The 24,439-nt window shown below is 71.8% G+C and carries 27 protein-coding genes and 1 pseudogene; 11 read left to right on the forward strand and 17 right to left on the reverse strand.

The features are described 5' to 3' along the window. Nucleotides 1-54: 54 nt before the first annotated feature. The 5 genes from IQ251_RS00590 (at nt 55) to IQ251_RS00610 (ending at nt 2,648) form a co-directional block, all read left to right on the forward strand. The gene (locus IQ251_RS00590; protein WP_193926385.1) at nt 55-456 is read left to right on the forward strand and encodes a hypothetical protein; all 402 of its coding nucleotides are present in this window, start codon (nt 55-57) and stop codon (nt 454-456) included. Between the two features lie 71 nt (nt 457-527). After that, a complete protein-coding gene (locus IQ251_RS00595) occupies nt 528-1,319 on the forward strand; it encodes a class I SAM-dependent methyltransferase (RefSeq protein WP_193926386.1) in 792 nt (263 codons plus the stop codon). Between the two features lie 57 nt (nt 1,320-1,376). After that, entirely contained in the window at nt 1,377-1,826 is a 450-nt protein-coding gene (locus IQ251_RS00600) for a VOC family protein (protein WP_193926387.1), read from the forward strand. A gap of 73 nt (nt 1,827-1,899) precedes the next feature. Then, a complete protein-coding gene (locus IQ251_RS00605) occupies nt 1,900-2,337 on the forward strand; it encodes a hypothetical protein (RefSeq protein ID WP_193926388.1) in 438 nt (145 codons plus the stop codon). Next, nucleotides 2,334-2,648, forward strand: a complete 315-nt coding sequence (locus IQ251_RS00610) for a winged helix-turn-helix domain-containing protein (RefSeq protein WP_193926389.1) — start codon at nt 2,334-2,336, stop codon at nt 2,646-2,648. Before IQ251_RS00605 ends, IQ251_RS00610 begins: the two co-directional genes overlap by 4 nt. 6 nt (nt 2,649-2,654) lie before the next feature. Here the strand turns inward: IQ251_RS00610 and IQ251_RS00615 are convergent, their stop codons facing one another. Together IQ251_RS00615 and IQ251_RS00620 are read right to left on the reverse strand one after the other, a co-directional pair. Continuing rightward, nucleotides 2,655-4,064, reverse strand: a complete 1,410-nt coding sequence (locus IQ251_RS00615; RefSeq protein WP_193926390.1) for an amidase — start codon at nt 4,062-4,064, stop codon at nt 2,655-2,657. A 149-nt stretch (nt 4,065-4,213) separates the two neighbouring features. Continuing rightward, the gene (locus IQ251_RS00620) at nt 4,214-4,705 is read right to left on the reverse strand and encodes a nuclear transport factor 2 family protein (protein WP_193926391.1); all 492 of its coding nucleotides are present in this window, start codon (nt 4,703-4,705) and stop codon (nt 4,214-4,216) included. 217 nt (nt 4,706-4,922) lie between these two features. Here IQ251_RS00620 and IQ251_RS00625 point away from each other — a divergent pair, with 217 nt between their 5' ends. Then, a complete protein-coding gene (locus tag IQ251_RS00625) occupies nt 4,923-5,576 on the forward strand; it encodes a PaaI family thioesterase (protein WP_370591120.1) in 654 nt (217 codons plus the stop codon). Nucleotides 5,577-5,787: 211 nt separating this feature from the next. After that, entirely contained in the window at nt 5,788-7,242 is a 1,455-nt protein-coding gene (locus tag IQ251_RS00630) for an MFS transporter (RefSeq protein WP_193926393.1), read from the forward strand. Here the strand turns inward: IQ251_RS00630 and IQ251_RS00635 are convergent. From IQ251_RS00635 to IQ251_RS00665, 7 genes are all read right to left on the reverse strand, one after another. After that, a complete protein-coding gene (locus IQ251_RS00635; RefSeq protein ID WP_193926394.1) occupies nt 7,232-8,155 on the reverse strand; it encodes an NADP-dependent oxidoreductase in 924 nt (307 codons plus the stop codon). The two genes, IQ251_RS00630 and IQ251_RS00635, sit on opposite strands and share 11 nt — an antisense overlap. Nucleotides 8,156-8,286: 131 nt before the next feature. Continuing rightward, nucleotides 8,287-9,783, reverse strand: a complete 1,497-nt coding sequence (locus tag IQ251_RS00640) for a WXG100-like domain-containing protein (RefSeq protein ID WP_193926395.1) — start codon at nt 9,781-9,783, stop codon at nt 8,287-8,289. Next, the gene (locus IQ251_RS00645; RefSeq protein WP_193926396.1) at nt 9,780-10,127 is read right to left on the reverse strand and encodes a WXG100 family type VII secretion target; all 348 of its coding nucleotides are present in this window, start codon (nt 10,125-10,127) and stop codon (nt 9,780-9,782) included. Before IQ251_RS00645 ends, IQ251_RS00640 begins: the two co-directional genes overlap by 4 nt. Continuing rightward, nucleotides 10,103-10,585: a YbaB/EbfC family nucleoid-associated protein gene (locus IQ251_RS00650; protein WP_193926397.1), complete on the reverse strand. Its 483-nt coding sequence runs from the start codon at nt 10,583-10,585 to the stop codon at nt 10,103-10,105. The genes IQ251_RS00645 and IQ251_RS00650 overlap by 25 nt, the downstream gene beginning before the upstream one ends. Nucleotides 10,586-10,766: 181 nt before the next feature. After that, on the reverse strand, nt 10,767-11,423 hold the full coding sequence (gene lexA / locus IQ251_RS00655) for a transcriptional repressor LexA (RefSeq protein ID WP_193926398.1): 657 nt from the start codon (nt 11,421-11,423) through the stop codon (nt 10,767-10,769). A 61-nt stretch (nt 11,424-11,484) separates the two neighbouring features. Then, entirely contained in the window at nt 11,485-12,150 is a 666-nt protein-coding gene (locus IQ251_RS00660) for a class I SAM-dependent methyltransferase (RefSeq protein ID WP_193926399.1), read from the reverse strand. A 29-nt stretch (nt 12,151-12,179) separates the two neighbouring features. Beyond that, a complete protein-coding gene (locus tag IQ251_RS00665) occupies nt 12,180-12,533 on the reverse strand; it encodes an ester cyclase (RefSeq protein ID WP_193926400.1) in 354 nt (117 codons plus the stop codon). Nucleotides 12,534-12,685: 152 nt separating this feature from the next. Here IQ251_RS00665 and IQ251_RS00670 point away from each other — a divergent pair, with 152 nt between their 5' ends. Continuing rightward, on the forward strand, nt 12,686-13,150 hold the full coding sequence (locus tag IQ251_RS00670; RefSeq protein WP_370591121.1) for a YbaK/EbsC family protein: 465 nt from the start codon (nt 12,686-12,688) through the stop codon (nt 13,148-13,150). Nucleotides 13,151-13,184: 34 nt separating this feature from the next. Here the strand turns inward: IQ251_RS00670 and IQ251_RS00675 are convergent, their stop codons facing one another. From IQ251_RS00675 to IQ251_RS00695, 5 genes are all read right to left on the reverse strand, one after another. Further along, nucleotides 13,185-14,672: a carboxylesterase/lipase family protein gene (locus IQ251_RS00675; protein ID WP_193926402.1), complete on the reverse strand. Its 1,488-nt coding sequence runs from the start codon at nt 14,670-14,672 to the stop codon at nt 13,185-13,187. 175 nt (nt 14,673-14,847) lie between these two features. Further along, nucleotides 14,848-15,801 (reverse strand): SDR family NAD(P)-dependent oxidoreductase, encoded by a 954-nt coding sequence (locus tag IQ251_RS00680; RefSeq protein ID WP_193926403.1) that lies wholly within the window; start codon nt 15,799-15,801, stop codon nt 14,848-14,850. 163 nt (nt 15,802-15,964) lie between these two features. Beyond that, on the reverse strand, nt 15,965-16,666 hold the full coding sequence (locus IQ251_RS00685) for a GAF and ANTAR domain-containing protein (protein ID WP_193926404.1): 702 nt from the start codon (nt 16,664-16,666) through the stop codon (nt 15,965-15,967). 431 nt (nt 16,667-17,097) lie between these two features. Continuing rightward, complete coding sequence (locus IQ251_RS00690; RefSeq protein ID WP_370591122.1) at nt 17,098-18,591, reverse strand: MFS transporter; 1,494 nt, start codon at nt 18,589-18,591, stop codon at nt 17,098-17,100. A gap of 85 nt (nt 18,592-18,676) precedes the next feature. After that, the gene (locus IQ251_RS00695; protein WP_193926405.1) at nt 18,677-19,465 is read right to left on the reverse strand and encodes an Fpg/Nei family DNA glycosylase; all 789 of its coding nucleotides are present in this window, start codon (nt 19,463-19,465) and stop codon (nt 18,677-18,679) included. Between the two features lie 486 nt (nt 19,466-19,951). On the opposite strand from IQ251_RS00695, the gene IQ251_RS00700 reads away from it, so the two are divergent. Further along, complete coding sequence (locus tag IQ251_RS00700) at nt 19,952-20,428, forward strand: hypothetical protein (RefSeq protein WP_193926406.1); 477 nt, start codon at nt 19,952-19,954, stop codon at nt 20,426-20,428. 12 nt (nt 20,429-20,440) lie between these two features. On the opposite strand, the gene IQ251_RS00705 is transcribed toward IQ251_RS00700, so the two are convergent. Continuing rightward, nucleotides 20,441-20,626, reverse strand: coding sequence for a hypothetical protein (locus IQ251_RS00705; RefSeq protein WP_193926407.1), 186 nt, complete (start codon nt 20,624-20,626; stop codon nt 20,441-20,443). Between the two features lie 286 nt (nt 20,627-20,912). On the opposite strand from IQ251_RS00705, the gene IQ251_RS00710 reads away from it, so the two are divergent. Both IQ251_RS00710 and IQ251_RS00715 read left to right on the forward strand, forming a co-directional pair. After that, entirely contained in the window at nt 20,913-21,668 is a 756-nt protein-coding gene (locus IQ251_RS00710; RefSeq protein ID WP_193926408.1) for an SDR family oxidoreductase, read from the forward strand. 168 nt (nt 21,669-21,836) lie between these two features. After that, nucleotides 21,837-22,712, forward strand: coding sequence for a LysR family transcriptional regulator (locus IQ251_RS00715; RefSeq protein ID WP_193926409.1), 876 nt, complete (start codon nt 21,837-21,839; stop codon nt 22,710-22,712). 86 nt (nt 22,713-22,798) lie between these two features. Here the strand turns inward: IQ251_RS00715 and IQ251_RS00720 are convergent. Both IQ251_RS00720 and IQ251_RS19560 read right to left on the reverse strand, forming a co-directional pair. Continuing rightward, a pseudogene (locus IQ251_RS00720) lies at nt 22,799-23,597 on the reverse strand (transposase family protein). 122 nt (nt 23,598-23,719) lie between these two features. After that, the gene (locus IQ251_RS19560; protein WP_370591124.1) at nt 23,720-24,145 is read right to left on the reverse strand and encodes an SDR family oxidoreductase; all 426 of its coding nucleotides are present in this window, start codon (nt 24,143-24,145) and stop codon (nt 23,720-23,722) included. Nucleotides 24,146-24,439: the final 294 nt, after the last annotated feature.

Below are 24,439 nucleotides of genomic sequence, written 5' to 3' on the forward strand. Positions count from 1 at the left end.
CTGTCGGGCCGTGGCTCCGTGCACCACGTTTCGTTTTCCGAGGGGGAGACATACATGGCCGCGTTCAACCGCCTCCACCGGCGTGCGACCGCGTGGTTCGGTGGGATGTCGCCGCTGGTCGCCGTGGCAGCAGTCGTGGCCCTCGTTGTCGTGGTGTGGCTGATCAGCCTGTCGTCCTGGGTGTTCCTCGCGCTGTTGGCGGTCTGCTCGGTGGCGTGCGCCGCTTACGGGGCGGTGCAGGTGCATCGGGGCGGGCGCAGCGCCCACGTGCGCGAGGACGTCGTTCCGGCTGCGGCCGGGGTGCTGCTCGCGTGGCCGATCGGAGCATTCGGCGTCACGTTCAGCGGGCTTGCGGGCGCGTGGTCGGCCGCGAGCGCGGTGACCGCCTTCGTCGTGGCCGCGCTGGTGTTCACCTTCGGCCGGATCCTGCTCAAGGCGTCGCGCGCACGGTCGTGAACCCGGCGAGCCCGTGTGCCCGCACCACCAGCGCCTCCGCGGGCTGACGGCGTGCTGGTTACCGTGGTCGGGTGGATGAGGACACCTGGGCGGCGCTGACCGAGGAGTTCGCCGACGGCGCCTACGCGTCGACCAAGGGCCGGGTGCGCACCTACGTGCTGCACCACCAGCTGCTGGAACACCTGCCGCAGCCGCCGGCCACCGTGCTCGATGTCGGCGGCGGGGCGGGCCACCAGTCCTTCCCACTCGCCCGGGTCGGCTACGACGTGACCGTGCTCGACTCCTCGGCCGCGATGCTGGACAAGGCGCAGCAGCGGCTCGGGCGGCTCGACGACGCGGAGCGGTCGCGGGTGACCTTGCTGCACGGCGAGGGCGAGCACGCCGAGCAGCTGCTGAGTGGCCGGCGGTTCGACGCCGTGCTGTGCCACGGCGTGCTCGGCTACCTGGCGCACCCGGAGCCCGTGGTCGAGCAGCTGTGCCGGTGCACCGCGCCCGGCGGCTTGGTCTCGGTCATGACCGGGAACGCGGCGGCGATGGCGGTGCGCCCGGCCCTGGAGCGGCGGTGGCAGGACGCGCTGGCCGCGTTCGACTCCCGGGAGGAGACCGGTGTCCTGGGGCTGGCGACGCGGGCCGACACCGTGGACGAGATCAGCGCGATGCTGCGCGCCGGCGATGTGCGGCCGGTGCGCTGGTACGGGGTGTGGACGTTCGTGGACTGGCTCGATCTCGGCGGCACCCCCGTGGATCCCGACGATGCCGAGCAGGTGGCGGCGGCCGCTGCGGTCGAACTCGAAGCAGGCCGCCGCGACCCCTACCGCCAGCTGAGCCGCATCGTCCACCTCGTCGGACACCGAGGAACCTGACCGCGCGCCGGAAATCCGTGATTCGGCGGCGTTCTCGGCGGCTGCTAGCGTCGCGCGATGGCCACGCGATACGCGCACACCAATCTCATCGCGCACGACTGGCAGCGGCTGGTCGCCTTCTACACCGAGGTCTTCGGGTGCCGGGCGGTGGGCGCCCGCCGCGATCTGTCCGGGGACTGGCTGGCGCGGGCCACCGCGGTCCCGGACGCCCGCCTGTCCGGGCAGCACCTGCTGCTGCCCGGACACGGCGAGACCGGGCCGACGCTGGAGATCTTCTCCTACGACGTCGTGCACGCGCAGTCGCCACCGGTGGCCGATCGGGCCGGGTACGGGCATCTGGCCTTCGAAGTCGAGGACGTGTCCGCGAGCTTGGCCGCGGTGCTCGCGCACGGCGGTAGCGGTTTGGGCGAACCGGCTCGCACCCGGGTTCCCGGGACCGGGGACCTGGAGGTCGTCTACGCCCGCGATCCGGAGGGCAACATCGTGGAGCTGCAATCCTGGCACTGATCAGCACGTCGGAAACTACTCAACGCTCCGCATCAACTTGACGATTCGTTGAGTACTTGGCATGCTTCTCGTCATGAACGATGCGAGACCGAACGCGGACGGCGAGCTGACCCCGGCCGACGCCCTGCGCAGCGCGACCACCATCGACGCCAAGGCGCGCCGCACCGCCCGCTGGCCCGCCTGGCTGTGGACCGCGATGGGCGTGGGGATGCCGGTGCACCTGATCGGCATCCGCCTGCTGCCCGAAGGCTGGCTGCACACGGCCGTGGTCGTCCTCCCGCTGCTGCTCGCGGTGGGCGGCATGATCTACTCCGCGGTGCAGCGCGCCACGAGCAGGCTGCTGAACAAGCTCGTGTGGCCGGTGACCGCGGTGTTCGTCGTGCTCACGGTCGGTGCGTCGCTGCTGCACAGCTTCGTCTTCCCCGAGGGGGCGGTCCTGCCCGTGGTGCTCACCGGGTTGCTGCCCGCGATCCCCTGCTTCTACGGCGTGCGGCGGGTGTTGGCCGGATGACCACCGAACAACACCACCCGCGGCACGGGCTGGACGAAACCATCCACTCCCCGGTCCGGCTGTCGATCGTGGCGGCCCTGGCCCCGATGTCGCAGATGGAGTTCCCGCTGCTGCGCGACACCATCGAAGCCAGCGACTCGCTGCTGTCCAAGCACATGACGATCCTGGAATCGGCCGGCTACGTCGCGGTGACCAAGGGCCACGTCGGCAAGCGCCCGCGCACCTGGCTGGCACTCACCGACCAGGGCCGCGCGGCCTACACCGCCTACCTCGACGCGCTGCGCCACCTCGTCGAGGACTCCGGAAGCTGACCGCGATCACCGGTACCCGGGGGCCACGGACTGCCAGGGCTGCGCCTGTTCGAGCTGGGCGGCCAGGCGCAGCAGCAGCCCCTCGGCACCGTGCGCGGCGGCGACCTGGACCCCGAGCGGCACGCCGGTACCGTCGTAACCGGCCGGCACCGACATCGCCGGCTGGCCGGTCACGTTGCAGATGCGGGTGAACGCGACGAACGCCGCGGAGTGCGCGTACATCGCCTCGGGCGACATCGGGTCCAGCAGGCCGATGTCCGGGGCCGGTGCCGCCGCGGTCGGAGTCAACCACAGGTCGACCTCGCCGAAGAACGCGGCCATGGCGCGTTCGGCGTCTTCGAGCACGCTCAGCGCCGCGGACAGCTCGCCGGCTCCGGTGGCCTTCGCCCGTTCGTAGAGCACCCGGGTGAACGCTTCGACGTCATCCTCGCGCAGCGCGCGGCCGAGCCGCTCCAGCCGCTCGTCGATGGTGGCGGCGAGGTTCGCCCCCATCACCGTCCCGGCGGCGCGCTGGGTGCGCGAGCCGTCGTGCTCGGGTGCGGCCTCGAAGACCTCGTGGCCGAGTTCCGCGCACAACTGCGCCGTGCGCTGCGCGGCCTCCGCGCACACCGGGTCGGTCGCGGTGCCGTCGGCGGCCCGGGTGCACACCGCGATCCGCAGCCGGCCCACCGGGCGCCCCGGTTCGCGGGAGAACGGGCGATCCGGCGCGCGGCCGCCGGGGAAACCCGGGCCCGGGCCCGCCCCAACGTCCAGGAAGGCCGCGCTGTCGCGCACCGAGGTCGTCAGCACGTGGTTGGCCTGCAGCGGGTTGCGCAGCCCGTTGGAGAACGGCGCGCCGGGAACCCGCCAGCGGCCCGGTTTCAGCCCGAACAGCCCGCACATCGCCGACGGGATCCGGATCGAGCCCATGCTGTCGTTGCCGTGCGCCACCGGCACCATTCCGGCCGCCACCGCGGCCGCCGACCCGCCGCTGGAGCCACCGGCGCTGCGACCGAGCGCCCACGGGTTGCGGGTGGCGCCGTGCAGCACCGGTTCGGTGGAGGCGCTGAGCCCGAATTCCGGGGTGCTCGTGGTGCCCAGGACCACCGCACCCGCGGCGCGGTAGCGGGCGACGAGCTCGCTGTCGGCCGCGGCCCCCGCGTCGGCGAACAGCCTGCTGCCTGCCGAGGTCGCCAACCCGGCCACCTCCGCGCCGAGGCTCTTGACCAGGATCGGCACTCCGGTGAGCGGTCCGTCCGGCAGACCGCGCGCGACCTCGGCGCGTGCCTGGTCGAACCGGGTGTGCACGACGGCGCGCACCGCGGGATCACGTTCGGCGATGCGCGCGATGGCTCGCTCGGCCACCTCGTCCGCCGAGATCTCGCCGGACCGCACCGCCGCCGCGATCGCGACCGCGTCGCAAGGGTGCCGCTCCACCTGCCACCTCCGGTGCTGCGGTGTGGATGGCCCACCGCGACCGCCACGAGCGCCCCGGCCGCGGCGGGCCTCGCACCGAACCTAGGCAGCACACCACCCCCGCACGGCATCGCGGTCCCGATCAGCAGGACCGGGCCCGCGCACGGGTTTCAGCTCTCCGCCGCACCGAGGGCGTCGGCGAACAGCGCCCGCGACTCGGCCCGACCGTCCAGCAGCCGGTTGGTGCGGGTCACCACGCGCCAGCCGTCCGGACCGCGGCGCAACCGCCAGACGTTGGCCGTGGCACGGCGCAGCACGAACCGCTCGCCGTCGCGCACCACCATCGCGGTGTACCCGACAGCGGTGGCCTCATCCTCGTGCACCGTGACGTGCGGCGGTCCCGCGAAATGCGCGCAGCCGCCCCGGATCCAGTCCTGGTGACCGGTGGAGCGCACCATCGCCGCGATCTGCTCGCGGCCGGCCATGAACAGCTCGTCCACGTCGTAGACGCCGTCCGGCTCCCAGAGGCCGGCGACCTCGTCGGCGCTGCCGCTGTCCACCAGCGGACCGTAGGACAGCACCAGTCGGGTCACCGCCCGCTCGTCGGCCAACCGGCCGACCTCGGCTTCCAGTGCGGCCAACCGCTCCTCGACCCCGCTCATGCGCTCCGCCCTCCGCTCGGACCAGCTCCGAGCGCCGATCCCACGCACCGCGGCGCGTCCGCGCCAGGACCCGTCCGAGCCAGTGGGACGCCGACCCCGAACCGGTCGCGGGCCCGCTAGCGTGCCGGGCACCGGCGCACGCGACCGGAAACCCGCGCCGGCGGCCGCGAAACCGCGCCGAACCACCGGGCGCGGCCCGACCCCGGAAGGCCGAGCAGTGAGCGAGCACCATCCCGCACCGGGTGCGACCACCACCGTGGACGCCGACGTCGACCTGATCCCCGCCCTGCGCGACGAGGGCATCGACGCGGCAGCGGCCGCAGCTCGGCGGGTGCTCGCCGCTCTGCTGCGCAGCGGCGACACCGGATCTGGCGATCTGGCGCGGGTCACCGAGCAGCTCACCGATGCCGCCGAACGCCTCGAATCCGAGGCTCCCCCGGTGTCGGTGCGGATGGCCGCGATGTGGAACCAGGAGGTCACCCGGCACGACCCGGCCAGCGGTTCGGAGAACCCGATCGCCCCGCCGATGCGGTTGACCGGGCACGCGGACGGTTCGGTGTCCGGCACGCTCACCCTGGACCTGCCCTACCAGGGCCCGCCCGGGCACGTGCACGGCGGCGTATCCGCGCTGCTGCTCGACCACGCGTTCGGGGTGGCCAACCACTGGGCCGGGCTGTCCGGGATGACCGCGGAACTCACCCTGCGCTACCTGCGTCCCGTTCCGCTGCACGAGCCGATCACCGTCACCGCCCGCCAGACCGCCACCGACGGGCGCCGGATCAGCACCACCGGTTCGCTGGCCGCGCGCGGGCAGGACTGCGTGGTCGCGCACGGGACGTTCATCGCCAAGCACCTGCCGCGACCGGCCTGACCTCCTCGTCCACTTCGGACTGTCACGCCCGCCGGCTCCGCGCAACACCCCGGTCCCGGACAGCGGGATGTGTCATCCACCTGCGCAGACCCGGTGACTACCGTCTCCAGAACGGGGTGGCGCAGATCACCACCGCCTCCCGGTACACGCTCGGAACCCCGTTCCGCCGAGGCACCGCGAACAACCGCGGTGCCACCCACCGGAGTCGATGATGGCGCCACCCGATTCGACCGACCCCTCCCAGATCAGCGGATCCGGACTGCCCGCCACGCGCAGCACCGCCTACTACGCGGGCGTTCTCGCCGTGCTCATCCTGGTCGTGGAGATCACCGGGCTCACCTTCACCATGGTCACACCGGCGCTGACCGACATCTCCGCGACGTTCGGCACCACCGAGATCGGCTGGTTGATGACGGCGACGACGCTGGTCGGCGCCATCGGGTATCCGCTGTTCGGCAAGATCGGCGATATCGCCGGCAAGAAGAAGGTGCTGCTCGCGGTGACCCTGGTGGCCGCGGCCGGTTCGGCGCTGGCCGCCGCCGCACCGTCGCTCGGTGCGCTCATCGCCGGGCGCGCACTGCAAGGCTTCGGCATCTGCGCGCTGACCATGGTCTACGGACTGATCCGCGACCTGTTCCCCGCACGCACGGTGCCGGTCGCCCTCGGCTTCGTGGGCGCGGGTTTCGGGGTGAGCCCGATCATCGGCCCGCTGCTGTCCGGCGCGCTCATCGGCGGCGCCGGGTTCGCCGGCGTGTTCTGGTTCCTGGCGGGATACGGCGTGCTGACCGCGGTGCTGGTGCAGCTGGCCGTGCCGGAGACACCGCTGCGCAACCGAGTGCGGCTGGACTGGCTCGGCATCGTGCTGCTGGGCGCCGGCGCGTGCGCGGCGCTGCTGGCCATCGGCCGCGCGGGCACGGCCGGGTGGAGAGATCCGCTGACCGCCTCCGGGCTCGTCGGCGGACTGCTGCTGTTCGCGCTGTTCGTGCTGCACGAGCGGTATCCGGCCGAGCCGCTCATCGACACCCGGCTGCTCGCGGACCGCCGGGTCGCGGCCACCCTGCTGACGTCGTTCGTGGTGCAGGCCGGGCTAGCCGGGTCGAACATGCTGGTCCCGCTGTTCGTGATGGCCCCGCCCGAGGCCGGCTACGGATTCGGCGTGGATGCGCTCGGCGCCGCGCAATACCTGGTCATCGGGGGTATCGCCGGAGCCCTCGCGGGGCCGCTGGCCGGACTGGTCTCCCGCCGGATCGGCCCGCGCACCGTGCTGACCGCGGGCGTGTGCTGCCTGGTGACCGGCGCACTGCTGCTGGCCACGGTCAACGACACCACCGGGCAGCTGATGGTGGCCAAGTTCGTCGCCGGGATCGGCATCGGCACCTGCAGCGCGGCGCTGCCGAACATGATCGTGGCCGCGGTTCCCGCGCACGCCCAGGGCATCAGCGGCGGGATGATGAACCTGAGCGGAGCGCTGGGGTCCTCGTTCAGCACGCAGCTGATGGCGGTGATCCTGCTCGTCCCGCCGACGCTGCAGATCGGCGGGCGCGAGGTCTACGCGGAAGCGGGTTTCCGCTACGGCTTCGCGGTGCTGGCCGGGCTGGGGCTGCTCGGCGTGCTCGCGATGCTGACCAGCTTGCGCACAGCCCGGCCCGGAACGCTCACCCGCTGACCCGGATGGCGAGCTTGCCGCGCACGTGGCCGGCCTGGCTGAGCCGGAACGCCTCGGCAACCTCGTCCAGCGCGAAGGTCCGCTCGACCGGCACCGTCAGCCGGCCCGCATCGGCGAGCTCGGCGAGGTCCTGCAGATCGGTGCCGCTGGGCCGCACCCACATGTAGTGCCCGCCGGCCTGCACCACGGTGTCGTCGGCGATCGAACCGTGCCGCCCGCCCTCGGCCAGCACGCCCCGCGTGATGTCGAGGACCCCGCCCACGAAGTCGACCGCGACGTCCACACCGGACGGTGCCAACTCGCGGATCCGCTGCACCACCCCGTCGCCGTAGCTGACCGGTTCCACGCCGAGCGAGCGCAGGAACTCGTGGTTGCCGGTTGAGGCGGTGCCGATGACCCGCGCCCCGCAAGCCAGCGCGATCTGCGCGCCGAGCACGCCGACCCCGCCCGCGGCCGCGTGCACGAGCACCGTGTCGTCCTCGCTGAGGTCGAGCCGGTCCAGCGCCTGGTAGGCGGTCAGTCCCGCCAGCGGCAACGCCGCGGCCGCATCCCAGCTCAGCGCCGCCGGGCGCCGCGCCACCGCCCGGGCCGGGACGGTGCAGAACTCGGCGAACGTCCCGTCGTGCACGAAATCCTTGCGCGCGTAGGCGAAGACCTCATCTCCCGGCTCGAACTCCGGGGTGTCCAGGCCGACTTCCTCGACGACACCTGCCACGTCCCAGCCGGGCACGACCGGGAAGAACACCTGCATCATGCCGTCCAGGTAACCGGCCATGAGCTTCCAGTCGACCGGGTTGACCGCCGCGCTGCGCACCCGGATGAGCACCTCGCCGGGCGCCACCGGCGGCCGCGGGCGCTCCCCGACCTCCAGCACGTCCGGTCCGCCGTACTGCGCGTAGCTGATCGCCTGCATCCCGTTGCGCTCCTTTCCGGTCGTGACCCCGCGAACCTATCGCCGCTCCCAGGGTTGCCGGTGCACCCGGGTTTCGCACATCCGACACCCCCGGCCGTGCGGGCGCGCTGCTCCCGCACGGCCGGGGCGCGTCAGGCTTCCTTCGACGGCGCCGCTTCGCGGATCTCGCCGGCGCCGATCGGGTAATCGTCGTCGGTGCCGTTGACCAGGTGCGGCGGGATCTCCTCCGGGGAGGGCGTCCACTCGTGCGGATCCTTCATGTCGGCCGTCCCGTCCGCCAAGCCGTCCTTGGCTTGCTGCTCGATGCCCGAGGAACCGCTCTGGTCGTTGCCCGGCTGGGAATCGCCGCTCGTCTGGGCGGTCTCGAAGCTGTCCGCGTCCGAACCGCTCGTCTGCGCGGTCTCGAAGCTGTCCGCATCCGAACCGCTCGTCTGCGCGGTCGTGAAGCTGTCCGCGTCCGAGGCGGTATCCGACCCGCCGGTCTGCGATCCGCTGCCCGCATCCCCGGACTGGTCACCACCGGCGAAGATCTCGGTCTCCGATCCGACCGGCGGCGCACCGTCCCATTCCTGCCAGCCCTGACCGCCGGATCCACCGGGACCGTTGCCCCCGCCGGAGCCGGACAGCGTGCCCGAGCTGAGGGTGTCGAAGGACTCCCGGAAACTCCCGGCACTGCTGGCACCGCCGCCGATGGCGCCACCGGACGCACCGGATCCCATGCTCTGCTCGGTGTGCTCGACGTCTTCGCCGGCGTTGTCGGCCTGGAACTGGTTGTTCATCCCGGCGCCCATGACACCGCCCGCCGTGCCGCCGGCCATCCCATTGACGAGGTTGGCGCCCGAGGCGGTCTTGCCGCCGATCTTGCCCGCGGCCTCGCCACCGGCCTTGCCCGCGCTTTCGGCACCGGTCTCGGCCGCCTCGCCGAACAGCCGCCCGCCGAGGTTCTTGCCCACGGCCCCGAACACGCCGTTGGCGATGCCGCCGCCGAGTCCACCGGCCGCACCGGACAGCGCGGCGGCCGTGGTCTTGTCGGTGTCGAGCCCGTCGCGGTCGCCGGCAAGCGCTTGGCCACCCTGGATCGCGAAGTCGACACCGACGTTGATGCCGAGGTTGATCGCGATCTGCTTGACGACTTCCTGGACCAGCTTCAGCAGGCCCTGCATGATCCCGCGGACGATCCCCTGCGTCGCGGCCTGCGCTGCGGGGATACCCGCCGTGCTGGCGCCGAACGTGACCGCGGCCAGGGCGAGCATCGCCGCGATCTGGGCGAACAGGATGCTCAGCGCGGTGATGATGCTGATCTTGGTGTATTCGACGTCGAGGGCGAGGTTGTCGCACGCCTCGCCGACTTCCTCGCACATCTTCTGCAGCGCCACCAGCGGCGCCTCCTCGCCCTGGGTGAGGCGGTCACCGAACTCCTTGAAGGACTCGGCGGTCTGTCCCTCCATGGTGGACAGCGCGTCCTTGACCGCGCCTTCGGTGTCGCCGAGCACGGTCTCGACCTCGCCGGCGCAGGCGGCCCAGGCCTCGCCGAGCCGGCGCAGCGCGTCCTCGTCGCCTTCGGGGAAGTCGGCACCGACGACCACCGACGCCAAGTCCTGCAGCCCCTGCGGCATGGTGACGGTCACAAGGCCCTCCCCGCGTTCTCGACGCCCTCGGCCGAGGACTGGTCATCGGATTCCCACTGCTCGGAGACCTGGTCGAGCTGCTCCTTGGTCCGGTTCAACGCTTCGCCCAGGTCCGTGAACGTGGCATCGGACTCGTTGAGCGCCTTGGCGTACTCCTCGTGGAACGCGGTGCCCGGGTCGTCGTTGCCCCAGCAGTTGCCCTCGGCCTCCCGCGCGCTCTTGAGGTCCTGGAACGCCTTGTCGAGCTTGTCGGCCGCCGCGGCGAACTTCGGGGACCGCGCGCGCAGCGCCTCGGGGTCTACCTGCATGCCGTCCGCCATCAACGCTTGCCCTTCTGCGCCCACGGGTCGTCCTCGCCGAACTCGTCGTCGAGGTCGCCATCGTCGTCGGGGAGACCGGAGGGAACTTCCGGCGCACCCGGGATCAGCGCCTTCACCGACGGAGCCTCCGGGAAGATGTCCGGAAGGTCCGGAATGTTGTTCTGCACCGGGGCGAACGCCTCGTCGGCCTGCTCGCGGGCGTTGCGCGCGGCGGCCTGGATGGTCAGCACGAGCGACTCGGAGAGCATCTGCGGGGTGTTGTACTTGTACACCGCGGAATCCAGCTGCACGTCGGTGACGATGCCCGCGGCGTTGACCTCGACGGTGACCGTCCGGTCCTTCGACGTGGCCGTGCCGACCACGGCGGCGGCCTGCTCCTGGGCCTGCTTGAGCTCTTCGGTCTGGCGGCTGATGCCTTCCAGCAGCGAGGTCATGTTCTCGCGCATGGCGGCATTGCGCTCTACGCGCTCGGAATCAGACATGTTTTCCTACCTGCAGCGAGGAGTGGATCTTGTCAACGGACACTACTCGCACAGGTTTCCTCGCGTTCCACCACACCGGAAAAACGCGAAACGTCCACGCATATTGCGTCTGACCTGCGATGCTTCCGCACCGCCTGCGAACGTGCCGCACCGGACGCCGACGCGGCACGGGGACGGGCGATCAGACGCTGCGCAACACCGACACGAGAGTGCCCAGCACGACGGCCTCGTCGCCATCGAGCACATCGTAATCGGCGTTGCGTGGTTCGAGGTAGACGTGCCCGCCACGGCGCCGGTAAACCTTGACGGTGGCCTCGCCGTCCAGCATCGCCGCCACGATCTGCCCGGAACGCGCCTCGGACTCCTGGCGCATGACGACCACGTCGCCATCACAGATCGCGGCATCGATCATCGAATCACCGCGCACCCGCAGCGCGAACACCGTGCCGCGCCCGGCGAACTCGGCCGGCACCTCCAGCACGTCGTCCAGATGCTCCTCGGCGAGGATCGGGCTGCCCGCGGCGATGTCACCGACCACCGGCACCGCGACCGGCTTCTCGGCGGCCTCGGCCTGCGGCTCCTGCAGGAACACCCGCACGTCGATCGGACGCGACATCGACGCGCTGCGGCGCAAGAAGCCCTTGTCCTCCAGGCTGCTCAGGTGCTTGGACACCGACGACGTGGAGCGCAGGCCCACCGATCGGCCGATCTCGCGGGTACTCGGCGGGTAGCCGTAGCGCACCACCCAGTCGCGGATCACGGACAGGATGCGCTGCTGGCGCTCGGGCAGGATCGAGGTGTCCAGGTGCTCGAAGGCGGGATCGTCGTAGGCAGGCACCCGCGGAATGATATTCCCCGAGCCCGCCAGGCTCCGCATCGGCATGCCGAGCTGCCGGCGATCACTCCGCGGCGGGCTTGCTCGCGCAGCAGAACAGCTGCGGTTCGGGCTGGGCGGCGGGATCGTCCGGGGCGAACCGGATGATCCGCGTGTGCTCGATGCGCAGGCCCGCCGCACGCAGCCGCTGCAGGTACTCCTCCGCCGGGTAGCTGCTCACCCGGATCGACCGGCCGAGGAAATCCACCTCGGCGTCGGCGGCATCGGCCAGCGCCGCCGCGAACACCAGGTACCCGCCGGGCGCCACCCACGCGGCCAGCCGCCGCAGGCACGCGTCCAGCTGCGGCCGGGACATGATCAGCAACGCGAAGAACGCGCACACCGCATCCCACGACCCCGCCGGGGTGTCGAAGGTGCGCGCATCGGCCCGCTCGAACCGCGCGCCCGGCACGCGTTCCCGCGCCAAGTCCACCATCGCCGCCGAGACGTCGATGCCGAGCACCTGCATCCCGGCCGCCGACAACCGCTCGGCGGTGGGCCGCCCGGTGCCCGCACCGACGTCGAGGACCGCAGCGCCCGGCGCGAGCCGCCGCACCAGCCAGTCCAGCGCCGCGCGCTGCTCGGGCAGTTCGGCGAACGCCTGCTCGTAGCGGGCGCCGAGCTCGTCGAACGGCCGCGCCGCCTCGGCCGTTTCGGCCGCGGTCGTGGGCACCTCGGGAATATCGGACATCAGCGCTCTCCTGCCTGCCGCAGGCCGAGTCAGGACCCGCCCACCGACGCCACCCAGTACTCGGCGAACCGCCCGTCGCGCACCCGCAGCAGATCGTTGCCGACGAACCGCTGCACCGTGCCGTCGGCGCTGCGTCCGTGCCCGGTCCAACGGCCCGCCACCAGGTCCCCTTCGGCGATCGGGCCGACGTCGAGCGTGAAGGACAGCTCGGTGAACATGCCCTGCGTACCCGCGATGAGCTCCGCGAGCTGCCCGGGACCGCGCACCTCCCGATCCGGCCAGTGCCCCACGAAGTCGTCGGTGACCAGCGATCCGGCCACCTGCGGATCACCGTTCCAGAGCTCGTCGATCCATCGGCGGTACAGCGCGTGGTGCTCGCTCATCTGCCTGTTCCTCGATCTCGGGTACCGGTGGCGCCACCATAGCCGCTTTCGGTGGCACCGCGCGGGATTTCCCGCGCATCGACCGACCACGCATCCGCCGACCCGACAGTGCGTGCACAATGGGCGACGAGCACCGGCACGCAGGAGGGCACGTGCACGCCAAGGTCGAGCGGGTCCAGCAAGCACTGCAGCACGCCGGGGTGGACGCGGTGGTGCGCGAACTGCCGGACAGCACCCGCTCGGCGCAGGACGCCGCCGCGGCCGTCGGCGCCGAGGTCGCCCAGATCGCCAAGAGCCTGGTGTTCCTGGCCGGCGACGAGCTGGTGCTCGTGATCACCTCCGGCGCCAACCGGGTCAGCCCGGACAAGCTGCAGGCCGTGCTCGGCATCGCCCCGCAGCGCCCGGACGCGGCCACCGTCAAGCAGCGCACCGGCTTCTCCATCGGCGGCGTGCCGCCCATCGGGCACACCGGCACCGCGGTGACCTTCCTGGACCAGGACCTGCTCGACCACGCCGAAGTCTGGGCCGCGGCAGGCACGCCGAACGCGGTGTTCGCCATCGATCCGCGCACCCTGGGCCGGATCGCGGCCGCGATGGTCGCCGACGTGGCAGCCTGACGGCGGCGCTCGGAGCGCTGCTGCTCCGGCCCGGCTACGAGGTGAACACCGCCTCGCCGAACCGCTCGTGCGCGGCCAACGACTCCCACAACCCGCGGTCGGTGTGCGGATCGTGCCGCACCTCGGACTCGGCGTCGAACACCATGACCGCCCGCCGCTCGGTGTCGTACCGCGGCCACTCCGGCAGCCCCGGCGCGTTCGGATTGCCGGTGCGGGCGAAGGCGATCCAGGCCGCGAACATCCGCTCGGACAGGGCCACCGCGTCCGGACCGGACACGTCGAACGGTCCGGCGCCGCCTGCGCCGACCCGGCGCCACACGAACGGCAACTCCAGCCCGTGCGTGGCCTTGAGCAGCGGGTGCTCGTAGACGAACAGGTAGGACCACACGTCGGTGTGCGCGGACAACGCCGCGGTCGCGCGCAGCGTCGGGCACACGAACGAACCGTAGGACATCAGCCGGTTGAGCAGGTCCACATCCCACTCGTGCCCGGCGAAGTGCTCGGCGACCTGCGGCCACAACGGACCGAACTTGCCGCGCAACCACTCCTGCACATCCGCACTCCTCCACCCGGAGGTGTCCAGGAACATGCTGGAGAACAGCGTGTACTCGTCCCGGTTCGCCCCGCACAGCACCGGCACCGGTGCGATCTCACCCCGCTGCATGCACGACTGCGGGTCATCGGGGATCGCGGTGCCGTCCACGACGGGAGCAAAGGTCATCGGCGGCAGCGCGACGCCGGCGCGGTGCAGCTGCTCGGCCGGCAGCGCGCGCAACCGCGGCACCGCGTCCGGACCGGGTTCGATGCCGAGTTCGCCGAGCAGCACGCCGGTCGCCTCCCGCGCGGTGCGCTCGGGCATGGCCGGCGCCGCGGTGCTCTCGATGATCGCCCGGTGGAACAGACCGCGCGCCGCGGGCATCACCAGCAGGTCGGCGACCGAGATCGCCCCGGCGGACTCGCCGAAGACGGTGACATTGCCCGGATCCCCGCCGAACGCGGCGATGTTGTCCCGCACCCAGCGCAGCGCCGCGATCTGGTCGAGCAACCCGTTGTTGCCGGACGAGGCGAGCTCGGCACCACCGTGCTCGGCCAGGTGCAGGAACCCGAACACGCCCAGCCGGTAGTTGACGGTGACCAGCACGACGTCGCCGTCGGCGGCGAAACCCGTTCCGTCGTAGAGGGTTTCGGATCCGGCTCCGGTCACGAACGCCCCGCCGTGGATCCACACCAGCACCGGCCGCTGCTGCCCGTCGGCGGCCGGGGACCAGACGTTGAGGTGCAGGCAGTCCTCGTCCGGCTCGGTCTGCAGCGGCGAGAACCGGCTGACGTCCTGCACTGCGGCGTTGCCGAACCGGGTGCACTCGCGCACCTCGTCCCAGGGTTCCGGCGGCTGCGGCGCGCGGAAACGGTTGCCGCCCACCGGCGGCGCGGCGTATGGGATCCCGCGCCACGCGCACGCACCGTCCGCGACCACCTCGCCACGCACGGTCCCCGAATCAGTCTGCACCGTGGTGTCGACCATCGCGCCCCTCCCCTCGGTCACCTGCTCGTCCGGCCAGTCTAGGGAGCGTTGTGGACACGGTGTGCGAGCGGTGCCGGTTGTGCGCCCGTGCAAGCGGCCGGTTGTGCGCCCGGGCAAGCGGCTGCCGTCGCTCCGGAAACAGAACCCGGCCGCGCCCCGGTTCGGCCCCCGGCTCTCAGCCCGCCGCAGTGCGCGGTTGGGCGAGCAGCTGCTCGGAGAGCTCCCACAGCCGTCCCGCCGCGGCCGGGTCCAGCGCCCAGCGGCGCACCCCGCCGGCGGCCGGGTCCGGGTCGGCGTCATCGGCGACCGGTTCGGCCTCCGCGCAGTCCTCCAGGTAGCGGCCGCCGATCCCGGCGAACTCGGGGGACAGCGCCGCGACCATCGTGGTGGCCGCGGCCTGCTGCGGGGTCTTGCGCGTCCGTGCCAGTGCCCGCTCGTCCTGCACCTCCTGGCCCGCGTGGCGCTGCTGCGGCGCGGCGATCGCGCCGGGCATGACCGCGTTGGCCTGGATGCCCGCCCCGCTCCAGCGTCGGGTCGCCTCGACGGCGAACAGCGCGCAGGCCGTCTTCGACTGCCCGCAGGCCAGCCACGGGTCGTACGGGCGGCGCTCGAAGTGGATGTCGTCGAAGACCACCGGCGAGAAGTGGTGCGCGCTCGAGGAGACCGCCACGATCCGCGCCCCGCGCGCCGCGGCGAGCGCGTCGTGCAACCCGCGGGCCAGTGCGAAGTGCCCGAGGTGGTTCGCGGTGAACTGCAGCTCCCAGCCCTCGGCGGTGCGCTGCAGTTCCGGGACCGCCGGCAGACCGGCATCGTTGATCAGCAGGTGCAGCGGACCGCGCCACCGGGCGGCAAACTCCTGCGCACCGACCGGGTCCGCGAGGTCGAGGTGCTCGACGACCGCGGCTCGCCCGGTGGTGGCGGCGATGTCGGCCGAAGCCACCCGCCCGGCGTCGAGGTCGCGCACCCCGATGGTCACCTCGGCACCGGCCGCGGACAGGCTGCGCGCGGTTTCCAGTCCGGCCCCGGACGCTCCGCCGGTGACCAGCGCGCGGGTTCCGGTGAGGTCGTGGCCGGCCGCGACGTCGTCGGCGGTGGCGGCCGGACCGTACGGGGTGCTGATGCGAGACATGCTGCTCCTGTCGGCGTGGTCCGGGATCCGCCATCCTACGCGCGGAACCGGGCAAACCACCCGAACCCCCGGCACTGCGGGAGCATCCGGCTGCCCGGCGCGCAGCCCCCCGCGGTCGAACCGGCGGAGACCACGCCGGGCCGAAAAGGGCGGGCTCACCGGTTCATTCGCCGGACCGGGGCCGGCTGCCGCGCGGTTCCTCGTGCTCGGACACCAGCCACGCCGCCACCTCGGTGAGTTTGATGTTGGACTCCTGGGAAGCCAGCACCAACAGGTCGAACGCGCGTTGCCCGGTGATGCCGTGCTGGCGCATCAGCAAACCCTTGGCCTGGCCGATCGCGTCCCGCGACATCAGCGCCTCGTTGAGTTGGCGGTGCTGGCGGGCACTGGACAACGCCAGGGCGGCGTGCGTGGCGAAGACCTCGCCGACGAGACGGGCCTCGTCGCCGAACCGGACGCCGGTCTTCCCGTAGAGGCTCAACGCGCCGAGCGTGCGCTGCTGCACGTAGAGCTGGAAGGTGATGAGGCTTCCGACACCGAGCTCGTGGGCACGGGCGGCGAAGCGCGGCCAGCGCGTATCGCTGCCGAGATCGTCGGCGACGATGGTCTGCTGCCCGCGGACCGCGTCCAGACACGGTCCTTCGCCCACCTCTTCCTGGGCTTCGGTGGACCGGAGGACGCGTTCGTCGGTGGGCACCAGGGCATCGATCCGCTTGCGCTGGAGTCGGGTGATGCCGCCGAACCGCACGCCGGGCACGGTCGCGACCGCTGCCTGCACGATGCTCGCCAGCGTCTGCTGCTCATCGGGCTCGGCTTCCAGGTTCCTGGCCACCGTGCTCATGATCTGCGCCAGATCGTGCTCCATCCGGGCTCCCAGCCTCTGAATTCCCGGTCCAGGCACGCACACCAGCCACGCCCCTCGCCGGATGACGACAGTGCGGATCCTATCCCGCCACGGCGACGCCCCGTACTCACGAACGCGGGACGTGCTGCGCCAAATCGGCCTCGCTCATCGTCGAACGTCCTTTGACCCCTTGCACTTTGGCGTCATCCCGGGGCGCGGAGACGTCCGCGGTAGAAGTCCTGCTCTGCCGGCCGGCCCGCCCGCTGCGGGCGCGTTGCTTGTCACCGTGCGCGCGGCGATCTCCTCGGCCCTCCCCGACCGGCTCCCCCGCCGCTGCTGCGAAGCCGCCACGTGCTCGTACTCGCGTTCGGACTTGGCCTCCCTCGCTGAACCTCCTCCCCGGGAGCTTCCGGCAGCCGTTCCCGGTGACCCGGGCGCGCAAACCCCACGCCTCACGGATAGTTCCCCCGACGCTGGTCCCGGGCGGTCTTCCTGGCCTCGGCCGGGCCCGCCGCGGTCGGACTCGACCCGGGTAGCGCGCGCTGCGCCGATTCCCGGGTGAACAGCACCGTGATCCCGCCGAGGATCCCGGCGGCCACGAGGAGGAAGGCCGGGGACAACGCGTTGCCGGTCACGTCCACCAACCACTCGGACAGCAACGGCGTCGTACCGCCGAACAACGCGACCGAGATGTTGAACCCGATCGACACCCCGCCGTACCGGACCGAAGTGGGGAACAACGCCGGCACCGTGGAGGGCAGCGTGCTGCTGAAGCAGACCAGCACCAACCCCAGCAGCAGGATCCCGGCCAGCACGGCCACCCAGTTGCCCAGGTTGATCAACCAGAAGGCGGGCAAGGCGACCACGACCAGCGCGACGCATCCGGTAGCCACGACCGGCACGCGCCCGATCCGGTCCGAGAAGCGCCCGAGCACCACGACCAGCCCCATGACCAGGACCATCGCCACCAGGACGAGCACCAGCGCGTTCGCGTGGCTGAAGCCCACCGCCGCGGTCAGATACGTCGGCATGTAGGCGGTGAGCATGTAGTTGGTCACGTTGAACACCAGCACCAGGCCCACGCAGATCAGCAGCGGCCGCCAGTAGGTCCCGAAGATCTCGGAGTAGCTGCTGCGGTGCTCCGACGCCGTGCCCCGCTGCTCGGCATCACCTGCCGGCGCCTGTGCGTAGGCCGGCGTCTCCTCCAGCCGGAAACGCAGGTAGAGGCCGACGAGCCCCAGCGGGCCACCGATGAGGAACGGAATGCGCCAGCCCCAGGCGAGCAACTCCTGCTCGGGGAGCAGCACCGTCAGCAACGTGACCACCAGAGCCCCGGACGCGTAGCCGGTGAGGGTGCCGAACTCCAGCCAGCTCGCCATGAACCCGCGGCGGCGATCCGGGGCGAACTCGGAGACGAACGTGGTGGCACCGCCGTACTCGCCGCCGGTCGAAAAGCCCTGCACGAGCCGGGCCACCAGCAGCAGGATGGGTGCGGCGATGCCGATGGAGGCGTAGCTGGGGATCAGCCCGATCGCGACGGTGCCCGCCGCCATCAGCAGCATGGTGACGGCGAGGACCTTGCGCCGGCCGATCCGATCGCCGAGTGGGCCGAAGAAGAAGCCGCCCAACGGGCGCACCAGGAAGGCGACCGCGAACGTGGCGAACGTGGACAGCAGTTGCGCGGTCGGACTGCTCTGCGGGAAGAACACCTGGCTGATGACGACGGCGATGTAGCTGAACACCCCGAAGTCGAACCACTCCATGGTGTTGCCGATCGCGGCCGCCGCCACCGCCCGGCGCGTCTTCGATTCCTCGACGATCGTGACGTCTTCCGGGGTCGGCCGGGTCGGCTTGCGCCTGCGGAGGAACCGCCGCGCCCGCCCGGCGTCATCGGAACCCATGTCGATCAGCTCGCCCGTTCCTCCTGCACCGCTGCGCTGCTTCACCCGCGGACTCCGCACGCGCCGTGCCCACGAGCACCAACCGCAGGCTCGTCAGTGATCAGCGATCTGAAACATCCCGCGATCGCGATCACGCGCGCTGGCAGGACGGGCACCACACGGTCGTCCGCCCGGACAGCACTCCGCTGGTCAGCTCGGTGGCGCAGCGCGGACACCGGCCCGCGCGCTCGTCGCGGTGCCCGGTCAGCCAGCTGGGCCTGGGCGGCACGCAACCGGCTCGTGCGGACGCGGCGACCACCCCGTGCAGCCGCTGGTCCAGGCGGCGCCAGTCGGGTGCGCGCAAATCGGTCGTCGCCGTGCGGGGATGCAGCCGCGCCCGCCACAGGACCTCGTCGACCGTGAGGTTGCCCAGGCCCGCCACCCGCGTCTGGTCCAGCAACGCTGCCTTGAGCTGCCGCCGGGTGCGGCCCAACCGGTCGCGCAGCTCGTCGCGGTCGATCGCCGCCGCGTCCGGCCCCAACCGGGACAGCTCGGCCTGCCAGCCGCCCTGCTCGGTCAGCAGCGCGATCCCGATGAGCTTGCGCTGATCGCGGTAGCGCAGTTCGCCGCGGTCCAGGGACACCACGACCCGGTCGTGCGGGTGCGGCGGATCGCCCGCGTCGGTGCGCAGCAGCATGCCGGTCATGCCGAAGTGCAGGAGGACGGCCGGGAAGCCGCGTCCCGACCCGGTCGGCAGGAGCAGCAGCTTGCCGTGCCTGCGGGGATGCCCGAGCCGCCTGCCCCGCAATGCCGCGTCGAACCCGGATGCCTCCGCGTTGCGGACCACCTGAGCATCGCGCACCGCAACGGACCGCACGATCCGACCCGCTGCGCCTTCGGCGACCCGCCGAAACCCCTCGACGTCGGGCAGTTCGGGCACCCCGGTCGCCTACCCGCCGCAGCGGCACCGGAAAACCCGTCGCCCCGGGCAGGCAGGTTTCAGCGGCGCCGCCACGGGCAACGAACCGGGGAACCGGACATGTCCCGTACCGAGAGGCTCAACAATGCGAACGCCGCGATTCGGCCGGCGTGCTGCCCGCACCCTGCGGCGCGCGCTGCAGAAGGCGAACCGGACCACGTCCCGGGGCGCCGCGAAACCCGGCAAGGACCGGGATCCGCTGCTGCACACCGCGCCCCGCACGCCACCGGACACGCCCCGGCGATGGCCGCACCGGTCCCGCAGATCTGCTGACCGGTCGGCGCGCTCCCACCGCTGACCTGCGCCGCGGAGCCGTAGCACGGTGATCGCGCTCTCACCCCGGCCGCGTCCGGCGCGCAGCGCCATCCGATCAGCGGCTCCGCACGCGCCGCGGTGTCGATCATCCTGGAACGGATGATCAGGCCACGCACAGGGCAGGGAGGGCGCGTGAGCACCGGAGAACGCCCGAATACCGGCGCAGGTGGTGTTTTCGGCTGCCCGGACCTCGATCCGGTCGGCACGGTGCGGGTGCATCCCGCCGACAGCGCAGTCCGTCCGGACGCCCGGCGGATCATCAAGCGCTCCGACCGCACCTGGACCGGGTTCACCGGCCCGGCGAGCAACGCACCACCGCACGAAGTGGCCGACTGGCCGTGCCAATCGTTGCCCGAAGTCGCCGCGGTGTTCGAGCACGCCGACACCACCGCGCGCCGCGACCGCCGCAGCGCGGTGCGCAGGTCGGTGCTGTCCGGTCCCGGGCACCGGCTCGCCAGGTCGACGCCCCGCCAGACCACCCCGTCGTTCTGGGAGGAAGCCAAGGCGTACTGCCGCGCGATGCACTCGGCCTGGGACCTCGTGCAGTACTGGTCCGAACAGCACCGGCGCCTCGCCGAGCAGCACCGGCGCGAACCCCGCGGCGGCTGACACCGCCTCGGCTCAGCGCCCCCGGACGCGGTACCAGACCACCAGGCAACCGAGCGCGCCGAGACCCGCCGCCGCACCGGCGCCCCACAACACCGGGCGCGGCAGGAACGAGGACGTGTCCGAGGCGGCGATCATCAGCAGCACGCACGCGGTCAACGCCAGCACCGCACCGTCCAGCAGCCACCGCCAATTCGGCACTCCGCGCACCACGACCCCTCCCCCGGCGCAAAGTTCCAACACCACACGGGTTTCCGGCACATCCGTCGCGGGAAACCCGGCCGGAACGTACCAGAGCCGCCGACGACCACGAGGAAGACCACGCCTCCCCAACCAGGAGGTGGGCACCCCGGCTGACCTGCAGGTATCGGCTCCGGTTGTGCCGCCACAGACGATCCGTGTTTCCCCGCGGCCGCGCTACCGGTCCAGCATCGGTGGCAGGCCGCGCGGCGGCCGACCCAGAACCGAGGACGATGAGGAGACGAGGATGAGCGAACACAGCCTGCGGGACGGCGTCGTGCTCATCGGTGGCGGCGCCAAGAACCTCGGTGGACTGCTGGCCCGACGCTTCGCCGGCCACGGCGCGAAGGTCGTGGTGCACCACCACAGCGACAGCTCAGCCGAAGACGCCGCCGCCACCGTGCAGGCGGTGCAGGCCGCGGGATCGCAGGCGGTGTCCGTGCAGGGCGATCTCACGCAGGTCGCCGACGTGCGCCGCCTGTTCGACACGGCCGTGGACACCTTCGGCGGCGTGGATGTGGCGGTGAACACCACCGGGATGGTGCTGCGCAAACCGATCCTGGAGACCACCGAGGACGACTACGACCGCATGTTCGGCATCAACGCCAAGGCCGGGTACTTCTTCATCCAGGAGGCCGGGCGCAGGCTCAACGACGACGGCGCGATCATCAGCCTCGGCACCTCGCTGCTGGCCGCCTTCACCGACGGCTACTCCACCTACGCCGGCGGCAAGGCCCCGCTGGAGCACTTCACGCGGGCGGCCGCCAAGGAGTTCGCGGACCGGGGCATCTCGGTGAACACGGTCGCGCCCGGACCGATGGACACCCCGTTCTTCTACCCGCAGGAGACGCCCGAACGCGTCGAGTTCCACAAGTCGCAGGCGTTGGGCAACCAGCTCACCCAGATCGAGGACATCGCCCCGGTCATCGAGTTCCTGGCCACCGACGGCTGGTGGTTCACCGGCCAGACCCTGTTCCCCAACGGCGGATACACCACGCGCTGACCCGCGCACCGCGATCGCCGCCCGCGACCTGGCACACTCGCGGAGCGGCGCAACGCCCGGCCGCCGTCGGGGGGAGGGGCCGGTGCCGCACCGGTACCGACGCGGCCGCGCGGCCCGGGGTGTGCGCGTGGCACGCCCCGGGCCGCACCTTCGGCGCCAGGAGCGATCATGGGTCTGGACCTGCACAAACTCGAACACCTCGTGGCGGTGGCCGAGGAGGGCAGCTTCACTCGCGCCGCCGCCCGGGAGCACCTGTCCCAGCAAGCGCTGTCGACCTCCATCCGCGCACTGGAACGCGAGGTCGGCGTCGACCTGCTGGACCGCAGCGGCGGCGCGGTGACGCTGCTGCCCAGCGGACGTGCCCTGGTCGACGACGCCCGCGTCCTGCACGGCGCGGCCCGCTCGGCGCTGGCGCGGGCGCGGCGCATCGGCCGCGGCGAACCCGAGGTGCTGCGCATCGGGCACACCCCCGCGGTCACCGGCGACGAGGTGATCGCCCTGGTGCACCGCGCGCACGCCGCGCAACCCGAGCTGGCGCCGCAGGTCAACCAGCGCTACCCGGACGAACTGGCCCGCGAACTGCTGGACGCCGACCTCGACGTCGGGCTGTGCCGGGCGATGCGGCCCCCGCACGGGCTGACCCGCAGCACGCTGCGCCAAGACCGGCTGCGGGTAGCCGTGGCCGCCGATCATCCGTTCGCCGACCGCGGCAGCGTGCACCTCACCGAACTCGCCGCCGAGACCATCGTGGTGTGGGGCCATCCCGGCAGGTCGGGCTACACCGATCTGCTCATCGAGCACTGCCGCGCGGCCGGTTTCGAACCGCGGGTGCGGCGCAATCCGATCCAGGGCACACCACCGATCACCGCAGTGCTGGGCACCGGCCACGCCGCGTTCGTCACCGCCGACCCCGGTCCCGCGGCCGGCGGCCAGGTCCGGGTGCTGGAACTACAGCCGACCCGCGAGGTCCCGCTACACGCGCTGTGGTCAGCGCACATCAGCTCACCCGCCCGGGACGCCTTCCTGCACGCGGCCACCCACTGACATCGAAACCCGGTGCGCCGCAGCGAGTATCAGTGGTGCGTCTGGCCGGCGGTGACGTCCAGGCACTGAGCGTTTTCCACTTGGGTTCAGTCGGCGTGGATGACGCTGCGGATGGCGTCAACGAGCCGGGTCATTTGCCGTGGGCTGGAACGGATCGTGCGGAGGATCCTCCAGGATTTGAGCTGTGCGTTCGCGCGCTCGCCGGGCTCGCGTAGCCGGGAATGTGCTGTGTTGACGGCTTTCTCGTTGGCCGACAGTCGCCGACGACGCTCGCCGGTCTCCGGATCGCGCCGTGGACGGCGGTGCGGGACTTCGACGTTCGCGCCGGCGCCGCGGTAGGCGCTGTCAGCGATCACCCGTACTCCAGCGTGTTCGAGCGCGTCGATGATCCCGTGTTCGGAAGCCGCGCCCATGTCGTGTCGAGCGCCCGGCAAGGCCGGGGAGGTCCAGATCAGCCGTCCGGCCGGGTCAGCGAGGACCTGCACGTTCACCCCGTGTCTCTTCTGTTTTCCGGAGTAGAACGGGCGATCTCGTCCACCGGTCATGCCGACCCGGTCGATCCGCAGCAGGGTCCCGTCGATGACGACGAACGCCTTCCGACGCGCGAGCTCGACCGCCTTCGGTTAGGGGCGTGGCCGTTGCGGCGAGCACGTCGAGGGCTTCGCGGATATAGCGGAACACCGTCGCCAGCCCGATCCCGAACCCGCCGGCGAGATCCGTGTAGGTCTCGCCTTTACGCAGGTAGGCCAGCACCAACAGAGCCTGCTCACCCGCGTCGAGGCGCCTCCAGCGGGTCCGGCGCGCGCGTCGTTCGTGCCGTAAGGCTTCGGCCAGCATGTTCAGCGCGCGACTGGACACCGACATCGACGACGGGTAAGAAAGCACCTCGAAGCTCCTGGTACGGGCAGAGTTGATCTAGACAATCACTCCTCCTTACCAGGAGCTTCTTCACATCCCGCCACCGGCCTCACCAGCACCGGCACCCGGCCCAGCCAAGTGGAAAACGCTCACTGCCCCGTGATCGCGCGCGCCAGATCGGAGCCCAGGAACACCGCAGCGTCGGCGATCTCGTCCGATTCGGGCAGCCGCCGCAGATCGGTGTCCGCGGCCACCTCGTCGTAGACCTGCTGCGGATCCACCCCGCGCTCGGCGGCCAGGTGCCGGAAGTACCTGCGCACCGCGGCAGACCAGATGTAGCCGGGCGCCACCGAATTCACCCGCACACCCCGCGGCCCCAGCTCCACCGACAAGCTGCGCGCCAGGGACAGCAGTCTCGCCTTGCTCATCCGGTAGCTGCCCATCAGCGGGAGTCGGTTGCGGATGAGCATCGAGTTGATCAGCACCACCGAGCCCGCCGACTCCACCAGCGCGGGCGCCGGGCCGCGGGTCAGGTCCAGCGCGGCCAGTGCGTTGGTGTCCACCGCACCGCGGATCTCGGCCGGGTCCGCGGGCCAGCAGCTCGGTCATCGCGGGCTGCACGAACGCGTTGTGCAGCACGGCGTCCACCCGGCCGAACGCGTCCAGCGCCGCGCGGGCGAGCGCATCGACCGCGGCAGGATCGGTGAGATCGGTGGGCACCGCCAGCCGCTTCACCCAACCCGACCCCTCGGGCCAAGAACTCAACCCCTACACCTACGCCTACGGCGTCCCGATCAACAGGAGTGATCCCAGCGGACTCGCTGTAGACTGGACGGGTCTGTCAGGAAAACGGTGTAACTGCGGTGCGG

It is taken from the genome of Saccharopolyspora montiporae (assembly GCF_015209505.1).
GTDB classification, from domain to species: domain Bacteria; phylum Actinomycetota; class Actinomycetes; order Mycobacteriales; family Pseudonocardiaceae; genus Saccharopolyspora; species Saccharopolyspora montiporae.